The following is a 13,024-nucleotide window of genomic DNA, read 5'->3' as shown; positions in this document are numbered from 1 at the left end:
GAATAGTAGTATTTTTAATATAGCATGGGATAAGTCGAGTATGGTTAGAAAGTTTTTTAGAATGAAAGGGATGAATGGAAATTGCCATTGAATATGTAACGTTATACATAGTACATTAACAAGAGGGCTGAATTTCAAAAGGAGGATGGGGAATTGCTAGATAAGGCAGGGGCTTTAATAGATAATCATGTGTACACAGAAGAAGAGCAACAAAAATTATACAAACGAACGTTAATAATTGTCAGCATTTCACAAATGTTTGGCGGTGCAGGACTAGCTGCTGGTATTACAGTGGGAGCACTTCTTGCGCAACAAATGCTTGGGACAGATGCATATGCAGGATTACCGACTGCTATGTTTACATTGGGATCGGCTTTAGCAGCTTTCATAGTAGGGAAGCTTTCGCAACGATATGGACGCCGAATAGGTCTTGCAACAGGATTTATAGTAGGTGGATTTGGAGCGATTGGTGTTGTAATGGCAGCTTTAACAAATAGCATTATTCTTTTACTTATTTCTTTACTCATATATGGTGCCGGTACAGCTACGAATTTACAAGCTCGTTATGCAGGTACAGATTTAGCAGATAAGAAGCAGAGAGCAACGGCTGTTAGTATTACGATGGTAATGACGACTTTCGGTGCAGTTGCAGGACCAAATCTAGTAGGAGTAATGGGTGATTTTGCTAATTCGATTGGAGTTCCTAAACTTGCAGGTCCGTTCATATTATCGGCAGCAGCATTTATACTGGCGGGTCTAGTTCTTTTTGTTATGCTTCGTCCAGATCCTTTGATTATTGCTAACATAATAGAAAGATATAAACAGGAACATACATATAAAGGACAACCAATAATAGAAGAAGCGAAAGAAAATAAACGAGGTATTACAGTTGGAGCAATCGTAATGATACTTACACAAATAGTGATGGTTGCGATTATGACGATGACACCAGTTCATATGGGACACCACGGTCACCGTTTAAGTGCAGTAGGACTTGTGATAGGTTTTCATGTAGGTGCAATGTATCTTCCATCTCTCGTTACAGGAATGTTAATTGATAAAATTGGCCGAACTACAATGAGCATAGCTGGTGGAGTGATTTTACTTGCAGCGGGTGTCATAGCTGCGATAGCGCCAAGTGATTCTTTATTATTATTAATCGTTGCTCTGTCTTTACTTGGGCTAGGATGGAACCTCGGATTGATAAGTGGTACAGCACAAATCGTTGATTCCACAACACCGTCTACACGTGCTAAAACACAAGGGGAAATAGATGTTTTTATTGCGCTAGCTGGAGCTTCTGGTGGAGCGATGTCAGGTATGGTAGTAGCGAATTCAAGTTATGCGGCATTGTCATTGGCTGGAGGCGTGTTAGCGTTATTACTTATTCCTGTTGTGATATGGTCTCGAAAAGGGGCAAGAAATTAAATGAAAAAGAGGTTCTAGTTACTGACTAGAGCCTCTTTTTATACACTTAAATTAAATTCCACTCTACAATAAGCCCTAAATGCGTAAGTCCGCCACCAAATCCGTATAGTAAAAGTGTGTCTCCGTTATTTAATTTTCCTTGTTTTATAGCTAAATTTAAAGCGAGTGGAATGGTGACTGAAGAGGTATTCCCCATATATTCCACGCTCGTTAATGTTTTTTGTATTGGAATTTGAGATTTTTCGCAAATAGATTCGATCATTCGTAAGTTAGCGCTGTGGGGTATGAACCAGTCTATATCATCTACTTGCATATTTGCGGTATGTAATAAATTTTTTATGCCTTTTGGTACTGTGCGTGTTGCCCATTTATATACTTCTCTTCCATTTTGAACGATTCTTTCATTTGTTTGCAGTGGTGTGCCATTCATAGTAGTAGATAAGTTTGTTCTGTATAGATGAATGCCGCCATCACCGTTTGTTCCCATATGAGCAGCGATAAAGCTTGGTTTGTGTTCATCTCTTTCTAATAAAATAGCTCCAGCGCCATCGCCGAATAAAATACAGGTCGTTCTATCGGTATAATCAGTAACTTTAGATAATGTTTCTGTCGCTATGACAAGTACTTTTTCATGTGATCCAGAAGTGATTAAGCTATTACCGACGTGTAGTCCATATGTAAAACCAGCACAAGTTGCATTTAAATCAAAAGCTAGTGTATGAGGTATGTTGAAGTATTGTTGTATTTGGCAAGCAACACTAGGAAAAACGTAATCAGCAGTAGTAGTAGCGACAATGATACAGTCGACATTTTCTAAGTTTTTCTTATATGTTGTACATAAATTTTCAATTGCTTTAATGGCTAAGTTTGAGGAGTATTCTTCTTCGCTAGCGATTCTTCTTTCTTTCATTCCTGTTCTTTGTACAATCCATTCATCATTCGTATGGACCATCTTTTCTAAATCGTTATTAGACAATATTTGATTTGGAACATAAGTGCCAATTGCAGTAATACGAGATTTAGAATGCATAGGAACATCTCCTAATTTTTATTTTATAACCTGATACTAATATCAGGTTATAAAAATGTCAATAAAGATTTTTGTTGTATTGAAATGATAATGATTAACTTGCTATGAAGGAATTTGGCGAGTGTTGTAAAAATAATATACGAGAAGTTTCTAAAATTGATAATGAAGGGGGGAGTTCCTTGAAAAGAATTTTACACATGTTTCCTATTGTAATTATTTGTAGCTTTATTCTTATTATTTTTTCAGAGAAATCTTATGCTTGTGATTGCATTAACGTATCAGTAGAAGATGCATTTCAAAAAAATGATGTAGTGTTTGAGGGGAAAGTAATTGAGGTTGGAAGGAAAGAAGAGGTCGGAATTGAAGTGTTATTTGAAGTGAAGAAAATTTGGAAAGGGACAACTTCTTCGCAAATTATCGTATATACAAATGGTGGTGATTGTATGTTTCACTTTGTAGAGGGAGGCGAGTATTTAGTGTTTTCTTCTCAAAGAGGATCAGAAAAACAATTGCACACACATAGTTGTAGTGGAACGAAGAGATTGGATGAGGCAGGGGCGGACAAAGCGGCTTTAAGTCAAATTGCAAAAGAGTCTGTTCCGACGAAGAAAGTGGATTTAAAGGGTGAGATGGTGGGCGGTTTAAGTTGGTGGCAAGTTGCTATTATTTCCATTGGTTTGTTAGTGATAATTGCTTTTGTTATTTTTGTTGGAGAAAAACTCGCAAAAAATGACGATTAAAGTAAAAATATAAAGATTTTCTTTAGCCTGATATAGGTTGTTAAACCTTGTGAAGGCGAATTACTTATGCTACACTTTATATAACTTAAAATGAACGGAGGGGCTTCCTTTGATCTTAATCAGATTACGTCTCAATACTTTGTGCCAATAATTGAATAGCGCTCAAAGGCTCTGTCTGTGTACAGAGTGAACGGGATTGGTCTGCCTATTTTAAAGGAACCCTTTATTAAGCTTATATGTGAAAAAGAGGGAGGGACGAATACGCCCTCTTTTTGTTTTGCCTTTATAAATAGAATGGGATTGTATAGGTGAACACTTATTGTGGATACGTATATAATCTTGGGACTTTTTGACTATAAAATAGGATGAAAGCATAGCTTTCTTCTATTTCTTTGGTGAACCCTTATCCGTTTACGAAAACACAGGCAGCGACCTGTGTTTTTTATTTTACGTAATCGAAATGGAGGAATAAATATATGGAAGAAGTATTACAAAGAGCAGTTTTAGTTGGAGTAAATTTAGGTAATGAAGATGATTTTGCATATTCGATGGAAGAGTTAACAAATCTTGCGGAAGCTTGTGATGTAGAGGTAATTGGGCAAGTAACGCAAAATTTACAACGAGTAAATCCGTCGCATTATATCGGAAAAGGAAAGATTGAAGAAGTAGCAGCGTATGTACAAGAAATAGATGCGAATATGGTCATCTTTAATGATGAATTATCTCCTTCACAAATTCGAAATTTAGAAGAGGATTTAGATTGTAAGGTAATTGATCGTACCATTTTAATTTTAGATATTTTTGCGCAACGTGCGAAAACGAAAGAAGCACAGCTGCAAGTAGAAGTAGCCCATCTTCAGTACATGATGCCTCGTTTAATCGGTCTTCGTGAATCGTTAGGAAGACAGAGCGGCGGCGTTGGTACGAAAAATAAAGGTGTCGGTGAGAAGAAGTTAGAGTTAGATCGTCGTAAAATTGAAGAACAAATTTCAGTTTTAAATAAAGATTTAGAAGCGCTCGTTGCCCAGCGTCAAACGCAGCGAAAGCAACGTAAGAAAAATGAAATACCTGTAGTAGCATTAGTAGGTTATACGAATGCAGGAAAGTCTACGACGATGAATGCAATGCTTGAAATTTATAATGGTACAGAAGAAAAACAAGTATTTGAAAAAGATATGTTATTTGCGACGTTAGAAACATCTGTACGAAATATTGATTTGCCAGATAATAAATCATTCTTATTAACAGATACAGTTGGATTTGTAAGTAAATTACCACATCATCTTGTGAAGGCGTTCCGTTCAACATTAGAAGAAGTAGCGGAAGCAGACTTACTTATTCATGTTGTAGATTACGCAAATCCAAATTATGAACAATTAATTGATATTACAAATGAAACGTTAAAGAAAATTGGAGTAGAAAATATTCCAACAATCTATGCCTATAACAAATCAGATATGGTAGATGTTGAAATTCCAAAAGCGCAAGAAGATCGCGTTTATTTATCAGCGAAGAAACATGTTGGAATGGAAGAGCTGGTAGAAATGATTCGCTCGCATATTTATAAAGAATATACGAAGTGTGAAATGTTAATTCCATACGATCAAGGACAGGTAGTTTCGTATTTCAATAATCATGCGCACGTTTTATCTACGAGTTATGAAAATGAAGGCACAAAAATGACATTAGAATGTAAGACGAGTGATTACGAGAAGTATAAGCGTTTTGCGATTTAATTTTAGAGGTAACCCAGTATGCGATTGGGTTGCCTTTTTCTGTAATGTTTTACTGCTGAAAGTTACAAGGATGCAAGCTAATGACGGGAGTTAAGTTATATTTCTGGAAAAAGAAATGAAAGCAGTATAGAATAGAAATGTTTCAAAACTCAGAATTTATTACACCTACTGTAATAAATATATATTTTGTACGGAAAGGGGAGATTCATATATGCAGGCAGTTTCACAAAAAAATACAGTAGAAACACCGACAATATATCGAATTTTATTTGCGATTAGCTTCGGACATTTTCTAAATGATTCGATGCAAGCAGTTGTACCGGCGTTGTTTCCTATTTTGGAAAAAACGATGAATTTATCCTATATGCAAGTAGGGTGGATTGCGTTTGCGTTAAATATGACGTCATCGATTATGCAACCGGTGTTTGGCATGTATTCAGATAAGAAGCCGTCACCATTTTTATTACCGCTCGGCATGTTTTCAAGTATGCTTGGAATGATTGGACTCGCGTTTGCACCAAACTTTATTATTGTTATTATTTCTGTTTTATTTATTGGCTTAGGTTCCGCAGTCTTTCATCCAGAAGGTGCTCGTGTTGCGTATATGGCGGCAGGTGCAAAACGAGGGTTAGCGCAAGCAATTTATCAAGTTGGAGGAAATACAGGCAATTCCTTAGCTCCAATTTTTACAGCGCTAATTTTCGTTCCACTCGGCCAAATTGGTTCTTTAGGTTTTACAGCTTTTGCGGCAGTAGGAATTGTATTGCTAATTTTCGTATCAAATTGGTATAAAAATGAATTAGCGACCGGCGCTGTAAGAAGGAAAAAGAGGGCTGAGCTTGAGGCGGAAAATGCAATTGTAAGTACGCATATTAAATTCGTTATTATACTACTTGTTTTCCTTACTTTTGTGCGCTCTTGGTACGGTGCCGGTATCGGTAATTTCTATCAATTTTATTTAATAGAGCATTACGGTTTATCTATAAAAAATGCACAGTATTTCGTATTCGCATTTATGATTGCTGGCGTGTTAGGCACTTTCTTCGGAGGACCGTTAGCAGATCGATTTGGTAAGAAAAACATCATCATATTTTCAATGTTAGGTTCAGCACCACTAGCACTGTTATTACCACATGTTTCACTTGTGTGGGTCGTACCGTTATTTTTATGTATCGGTTTTATTAGTTCAAGTAGTTTTAGTGTAATTGTTGTTTATGCGCAAGAACTTGTTCCGGGAAAAGTGGGGATGGTATCAGGTTTAATTGTAGGTCTTGCTTTCGGCCTTGGTGCTTTAGGTGCTGTAGTTCTTGGGAAGTTAGCTGATATATATAGCCTTCAATTCATTATGATATTATGTAGTTGTTTACCGTTAATTGGACTTACTTCATGGTTATTACCAAGTGATAAGAAAACGATAGAATAGGGGATGCACTATGAAATTATGTGAAAACGTAACAGAATTAATAGGAGATACACCTGTTGTCCGATTATCTAAATTTATTCCGGAAGACGCAGCGGATGTGTATGTGAAACTAGAAATGTTTAATCCATCGCGCAGTGTGAAAGACCGTGCTGCGTATAATTTACTTCACGTTGCAGAAGAAAATGGTCTCATCAAACCAGGAGATACAATTATTGAACCAACAAGCGGGAATACAGGGATTGGTTTAGCGATGAACGCAGCAGCTAAAGGGTATAAAGCGATTTTAATTATGCCAGACAATATGTCAAAAGAACGTATTAATTTATTAAAAGCATACGGAGCAGAAGTAGTTTTAACACCAGCAGAACAAAGAATGCCAGGAGCAATCGCAAAGGCGTTAGAACTGCAAAAGCAAATACCGAATAGTTTTATTCCGCAACAATTTGAAAACCCAGCTAATCCGAATATTCACCGTTATACGACTGCGCTTGAAATTTATGAACAAATGGATGGAGAACTTGACGCCTTTGTTGCAACGGCAGGAACAGGCGGAACGATTACAGGGACCGGTGAAACGTTAAAAGAGAAATTACCAAACTTATATATTGCAGTAGTAGAACCGAAAGGATCTCCCGTTTTATCAGGTGGTGTACCAGGTCCTCATAAACTAGTAGGAACAAGCCCAGGATTTATCCCGAAAAACTTAAATACAGAAGTGTATAACGAAATTATTCAAATTGCAGACGAAGAGGCTTTAACGACAATGAGAAACTTAGCTAGACAAGAGGGATTATTAGTTGGGCCATCTTCTGGAGCATCTGTTTATGCTGCAATCATGATAGCGAAACGTCTAGGCGCTGGTAAAAAAGTTTTATGTATTGCGCCTGATACAGGTGAACGTTATTTGAGCATGGGGTTATTTGAATAAAAATAATAGAAACACCTTAATANNTATTAAGGTGTTTCTATTATGGAATGAAGAGGGAGAAGCATAATGAAACTATTAAAACCAATACATGAATATAGTGGACAAATTATGGCGTATAGACAGGCATTTTTAAACTCAGGAGAACAACCACATGGCAGTAGTTCTTTACAAAACTTTGATTCTCTTGATGAGTGGTTTGAAAAAGTGTGTAGACAAGAAGTAGGAGAAAACTTACAAGGAAATCGAGTACCATCTAGCCAATTTTTAAGTTTTGAAAAAGGAGAACTTATAGGTTTTGTGAATATTAGACATAGATTAAATCCGGAATTATTACGGGAAAGTGGTCATATAGGATATAGTGTCCATCCGAATAAACGTCGCCACGGTTACGCTACGAAACAACTACAGCTTGCATTAGCTGAAGCGCAAAAATTAGGATTACAGAAAGTGTTAATAACTTGCGATAAATCTAATATCGGTTCTGCTAAAACGATTCAAAAGGTTGGCGGTGTGTTAGAAAATGAAGTAGTTTCTTCTCATACTGGTGAAATTGTTCAACGTTATTGGGTAGAAATATGATTTGGTAGGAATTTGTAAAGGTAATGCAAACTGTAATATCGAAATAGATAAATGAAATATAGGGGATTACTGCAATTTTAGGGGGAAATGAAGTGGGATTAAAAGAGAAAGCAATAGAGATGTCAGGGATTTATAGGCAAAATCCGAAAGTAGAAGCTATTATTTTAGCGGGTTCAGTAGCTAGAAAGCTTGAAGATGAACATTCAGATATAGAATTACATATTTTATGGTCAACACCGCCAGAAGATGAGGACCGTAGGGCTCCTATTCATCGTATTGATGGGACAATATTATCGTATCATCCGTATGAGGAAGAAGAATGGTCGGAAACGTATTTGACAAAAGAGGGAATTAAATTAGAGATTAGTAACTTTTTAACAGAGACAGTAGAGAAAGTAATTTCGGATGTGGTGGATCAATATGATATAAGTTATGAAAAACAATGTATTGTATCATCCGTTCATGATGGTGTTAGTTTGTATGGAGAAGAGAAAGTGAATGAATTAAAAGGTAGAGTAGCGGTATATCCAGAGGAATTAGCAAAACGAATGATTTCCGAAAATCTATGTTTAAGTAATCGTTGGCACAATCGAAAGGCGCTTTTAAAACGGAAAGATTGGCTTATGCTTTATGATGTTATTTGTGAAGTACAAAGGAATGTATTCGGTGTTTTATTTGGTTTGAATAAACTGTATGTACATCATCCGGCGTTTAAATGGATGCCCAACAATGTGGAACGAATGACTATTAAACCTGGAAAATTATATGAACGTATGGCGGACACATTAATAGGGAATCCAGAAAATAGTGTGCAGGAGTTAGAGTTGCTAATAGAAGAAGTGTTGCAGCAAGTTCATACATACGCTCCGGGAGTAAATGTTGATGAACAAGAAAAATCTATTTTTTATTTTGTGAAATAGAAAATAGATTTTTATCGATTGTTCCTAAAAGAAAACTCACATTTTGAATTTTGAAATAGATTGTAATACATAAAAATTCAAAATATAAGTTGACACTATTTTTAATGTGTGATAAAAATGATAGTAATCAATTCGGAAAATAATATTTGGGCAATGAAAGGGTATAGTAGTGAATATCTCCCTATTTCAGAGAGCTGATGGTTGGTGTGAATCAGTATATAGATTATTCATGAAGTTCGTCCTGGAGCATCTTTCATAAATCTCACATTGTGAGGAAATGAAAGACGGTAGTTTATACCGTTATCAAATAAAGTGATGAAGATTGTTTCATAACTAGGGTGGTACCGCGATATTTATCGTCCCTACGTATTTACGTAGGGACGTTTTTTATTTAGGTCTTACTTTGTTGTGGCTTCATAACTAGGGTGGTACCGCGATATTTTATCGTCCCTACGTATTTGCGTAGGGGCGTTTTTTATTTAGGTCCTAACTTTGTTATATCTTTGTAACTAGGGTGGTACCGCGATATTTTTGTCGTCCCTACGTATTTACGTAGGGGCGTTTTTTTATTATTAGGAAGGAAGTGAATGTATTAGAAAAGAGTATGGATAGAACAATATAAATACCGGATTGTAAAACAGAAAAAGAGACAGAGAGGAGATTAACAGATGAATTCACAGCAATGGACATCGAAATTAGGTTTCGTATTAGCTGCAGCAGGTTCAGCAATTGGTCTAGGGGCGATTTGGAAGTTCCCGTATATGGCCGGAATTGGAGGGGGCGGCGCATTCTTCCTTATTTTCATCGGTTTCACATTATTAATTGGTTTACCGCTATTATTAGCTGAATTTGTTATTGGAAGAAGTACACAAAAAGAGGCTGTTGATGCGTATAGAGAGATTGCTCCTAAAACGTTATGGCCTTGGTTAGGTAAATTAGGAATTGTAACATGTTTCATATTACTTTCTTTCTACAGTGTTGTAGGAGGATGGATTATATTATATTTATGGAATGCAATTACAGGTAGACTATGGGAAGGAAATGGAGCATACGAAGCTACGTTTGGTGAAATCATTTCCAATCCATATTTAGCAGTTGGATCACAGCTATTATTCATCCTTATTACTATTTTTATCGTAAGTAAAGGTGTACAAAATGGTGTTGAAAAAGTAAATAAATATTTCATGCCAGCACTATTCGTTTTATTCTTTGTATTAATTGTTCGTGCACTTACATTAGATGGTGCTGGAGAAGGAGTTCGTTTCTTCTTACAACCTGATTTCTCACATGTAACATCAGAAGTTATTTTATATGCAATGGGTCAATCGTTCTTCTCGTTATCAGTCGGTGTAGCTGTAATGGTAACGTATAGTTCATACTTACCGAAAGAAGAAAGTTTACCACGTTCGGCATTTTCTATCGTAGCTTTAACTCTTGTTATTACATTACTTGCAGGACTTGCAATTTTCCCAGTTGTGTTCGCATTTGGAATGGAACCATCTCAAGGGCCGGGACTATTATTTATCGTGTTGCCAGCTATTTTCAGTAAAATGGCGTTCGGAAAATTATTCTTCATCGTTTTCTTATTACTATTCTTCTTTGCTACTATTACATCAGCAATTTCGATGTTAGAAATTAGTGTTGCATCTTTAACTGCAAAAGGTAAAGGGAAACGCGAAAAGATGGCTTTAATCGTTGGATTATTAATCTTTGTTGTTGGAGTACCATCAGCATTATCATTCGGTATATTAAGTGACCTAAAGATTTTCGGAAAGACAGTCTTTGATTTAGCGGATTATGCAGTTAGTAACGTACTAATGCCACTTGGTGTTTTATTAGTTTCTATCTTTGTTCCTTTAAAAATGAAGAAAGATGTATTAATGAAAGAGCTAGGTGTAAGTAAAAATAAGGGCTATAAACTGTTCGTACTATGGTTGTTCTTACTTCGCTTTATCGCACCAATTGCGATTATTATCGTATTCTTAAATGTACTTGGCATTATTTAAAAAGAAAGGTAGCGTATCGTTATATGATACGCTACCTTTTTGTTTTGCTCTTTTTTAGATAAAGAGTCTAAAAGACCTTCAAAAAGTATGAAGATGCAAGGAAAAGGGATTTATCATATAATAAAATACAAAAGGTATATTAGGAGGTGTTTATATGGCGATTATAATTCAATTGCCAGACACTGCAACGTCTCATGCAAAGCCAAGTATGGAAATGGCGATACTTTGCGTGAGGTAGACAAGTAATATACAATCGCCTAAATGAGCTCGTATCATTTTCTATATTTGGCTTTGCACCTTATTGAAATGAACCATAAAAAATAAGGGGCGAGCAGAAATGAAATACGTAAAGGCTAAGGCCGTTTTACCAGAGAGTTTAATTACTGAAATTCAAAAGTATATACAAGGTGAAACAATTTACATTCCAAAACAAGAAACGAAACATTATAAATGGGGTACACGATCTGGTGGAAGAAAACAACTAGATGAAAGAAATAAAGCGATTAAAGAAGCGTTTAAAAGTGGAATTTCCGTTCATCAACTTGCAGAAGAATATTTTCTTTCTGGAGAAACGATTAAAAAGATTGTGTATTCTAAATAAGAGGAAAAGAGTCTGATTCATATATTATTTTGAATCAGACTCTTTTTGTTTTGTACGTATTGGATATATGAGATGTAAATGGGCATGATAACAGAAAAAATGTGCCGTTTTTTAATTAAATGTATACGGAGCACTTGAAAAGTAGAAAGGTGAACATATATGAATCATATTGGACAAATAACGATAGAGCTTTTAATTGGTTTTTTTGTTCTATTAATTGCTACAAAAATATTAGGGAAAACACAAATATCTCAGCTAACGCCCTTTGATTTTATTTCTGCAATCGTCCTTGGGGAGCTTGTTGGAAATTCAATATATGATCCTAAAATTAAAGTATGGTCTATTTTATATTCAGTATTTGTCTGGGTAATTTTAATTTACACAATAGAGGTGATAACGCAAAAAATAAGAGGAACAAGGAGGTTTTTTGAAGGATACCCTGCTATTATTATTCGTAATGGATATATTGATCGAGAACAATTAAGTGTAAATCATTTGGATATAAACCAATTACAACAAATGCTTAGGCAACAAAAAGATATATTTTCAATCCGAGAAGTTGAATATATGATATTGGAACCTAATGGAAACATAAGCGTTCTGAAAAAAAGTAAATACGAATCTCCTACTATAAATGATTTAAGTTTAAAACATAAGCCTGTATACTTACCAATTTCATTAATTAGTGATGGGAAAGTAGTTAAGGATAATTTGAGGGAAGCAGGATTTGATGAAGGGTGGCTTTATAAACAAATAAAGCAAAAAGGAATTACTAAATTTGAAGACGTATTATATGCGGAATGGAAAACAGATGATGGCTTCTTTTGTCAGGAAATGCAGCGGTAGAGAATAAGTGATGTATGTAATGTTTGTTTCTAAGTTATCTTTTACATATCAAAAAACGTAATCATTGTATACAATAAAACTAGATTAACAATTTGTATGGAGTGATAAAGATGGAAGCGTTTATTAGAAGTGATCAATATAATTTTATAAAATCACAAGCTTATATTTTAGCAAACGGGCATGCGACGGCAAATGATAGAGGTGTAATAGCGGCACTAAAATCGCTCGCTATGGAGAAAGTAATCGGTGTTTTTGAAAATTTAAATAGGGAACAAAAAGAACTAATTGATACAGTATTAGAAGTGAAAAATAGAGAAGATGCAGAATCGTTTTTGCTGAAAATAAATCCATATGTAATTCCGTTTCAGGAAGTTACAGCACAAACATTAAAAAAATTATTTCCTAAAGCAAAAAAGCTAAAACTCCCTGATATGGAAGAACTGGATATGAAAGGATTATCTTATTTAAGCTGGATTGACAAAGGATCAAGCAGGAAATTTATTATAGCAAAAAATGATAAAAATAAATTTGTTGGTCTGCAAGGGACATTTCAAAGTTTAAATAAAAAAAGTATTTGTTCATTATGTCATGGGCATGAAGAAGTAGGGATGTTTTTAGTTGAAATTAAAGGTGATGTACCAGGAACGTTCGTTAAAAAGGGAAACTACATTTGCAAAGATGGTGTAGCTTGTAATCAGAATATGAAATCATTGGATAAATTGAACGATTTTATTGAACGATTGAAGAAATAAAGAGAAAACCTCTAGTATTTTGAAGTGAACCCGAA

The 13,024-nt window shown here is 35.3% G+C and carries 12 protein-coding genes and 1 other annotated feature; of the genes, 11 read left to right on the top strand and 1 reads right to left on the bottom strand.

The window, feature by feature from the left end; genetic code table 11:
• Positions 1 to 153 precede the first annotated feature (153 nt).
• Positions 154 to 1,428, top strand: coding sequence for an MFS transporter (locus COK05_RS15030; protein WP_098613205.1), 1,275 nt, complete (start codon positions 154 to 156; stop codon positions 1,426 to 1,428).
• A 46-nt stretch (positions 1,429 to 1,474) separates the two neighbouring features.
• Here COK05_RS15030 and COK05_RS15025 read toward each other — a convergent pair whose 3' ends face one another.
• Entirely contained in the window at positions 1,475 to 2,458 is a 984-nt protein-coding gene (locus COK05_RS15025; protein WP_098613204.1) for a ketoacyl-ACP synthase III, read from the bottom strand.
• A 179-nt stretch (positions 2,459 to 2,637) separates the two neighbouring features.
• On the opposite strand from COK05_RS15025, the gene COK05_RS15020 reads away from it, so the two are divergent.
• The 10 genes from COK05_RS15020 (at position 2,638) to COK05_RS14975 (ending at position 12,989) form a co-directional block, all read left to right on the top strand.
• Positions 2,638 to 3,198, top strand: coding sequence for a cobalamin biosynthesis protein CbiN (locus tag COK05_RS15020; protein ID WP_098613203.1), 561 nt, complete (start codon positions 2,638 to 2,640; stop codon positions 3,196 to 3,198).
• Positions 3,199 to 3,674: 476 nt separating this feature from the next.
• Positions 3,675 to 4,934: a GTPase HflX gene (gene hflX, locus COK05_RS15015; protein ID WP_098613202.1), complete on the top strand. Its 1,260-nt coding sequence runs from the start codon at positions 3,675 to 3,677 to the stop codon at positions 4,932 to 4,934.
• Between the two features lie 211 nt (positions 4,935 to 5,145).
• Positions 5,146 to 6,357 carry an MFS transporter gene (locus COK05_RS15010; RefSeq protein WP_098613201.1) on the top strand — a complete coding sequence of 404 codons (1,212 nt, stop codon included), beginning with the start codon at positions 5,146 to 5,148 and terminating at the stop codon, positions 6,355 to 6,357.
• A gap of 10 nt (positions 6,358 to 6,367) precedes the next feature.
• Positions 6,368 to 7,285, top strand: coding sequence for a cysteine synthase A (gene cysK / locus COK05_RS15005; RefSeq protein WP_000762271.1), 918 nt, complete (start codon positions 6,368 to 6,370; stop codon positions 7,283 to 7,285).
• Between the two features lie 66 nt (positions 7,286 to 7,351).
• Positions 7,352 to 7,864, top strand: a complete 513-nt coding sequence (locus tag COK05_RS15000; protein WP_098613200.1) for a GNAT family N-acetyltransferase — start codon at positions 7,352 to 7,354, stop codon at positions 7,862 to 7,864.
• A gap of 92 nt (positions 7,865 to 7,956) precedes the next feature.
• On the top strand, positions 7,957 to 8,784 hold the full coding sequence (locus COK05_RS14995; protein ID WP_098613199.1) for a DUF4037 domain-containing protein: 828 nt from the start codon (positions 7,957 to 7,959) through the stop codon (positions 8,782 to 8,784).
• Positions 8,785 to 8,928: 144 nt separating this feature from the next.
• Positions 8,929 to 9,151 (top strand) — a binding site (T-box leader).
• A gap of 301 nt (positions 9,152 to 9,452) precedes the next feature.
• Entirely contained in the window at positions 9,453 to 10,790 is a 1,338-nt protein-coding gene (locus tag COK05_RS14990) for a sodium-dependent transporter (protein WP_029441970.1), read from the top strand.
• Positions 10,791 to 11,127: 337 nt separating this feature from the next.
• Complete coding sequence (locus COK05_RS14985) at positions 11,128 to 11,391, top strand: CD3324 family protein (RefSeq protein WP_098613198.1); 264 nt, start codon at positions 11,128 to 11,130, stop codon at positions 11,389 to 11,391.
• Positions 11,392 to 11,550: 159 nt separating this feature from the next.
• Entirely contained in the window at positions 11,551 to 12,237 is a 687-nt protein-coding gene (locus COK05_RS14980) for a DUF421 domain-containing protein (protein ID WP_098613197.1), read from the top strand.
• 110 nt (positions 12,238 to 12,347) lie between these two features.
• Complete coding sequence (locus COK05_RS14975; RefSeq protein WP_098613196.1) at positions 12,348 to 12,989, top strand: FusB/FusC family EF-G-binding protein; 642 nt, start codon at positions 12,348 to 12,350, stop codon at positions 12,987 to 12,989.
• The last annotated feature ends 35 nt before the right edge of the window (positions 12,990 to 13,024 follow it).

The organism is Bacillus cereus (genome assembly GCF_002567495.1).
GTDB classification, from domain to species: domain Bacteria; phylum Bacillota; class Bacilli; order Bacillales; family Bacillaceae_G; genus Bacillus_A; species Bacillus_A cereus_AQ.
Note: the sequence above shows the minus strand (reverse complement) of the source record. Positions and strands in the feature narration are given on the sequence as shown.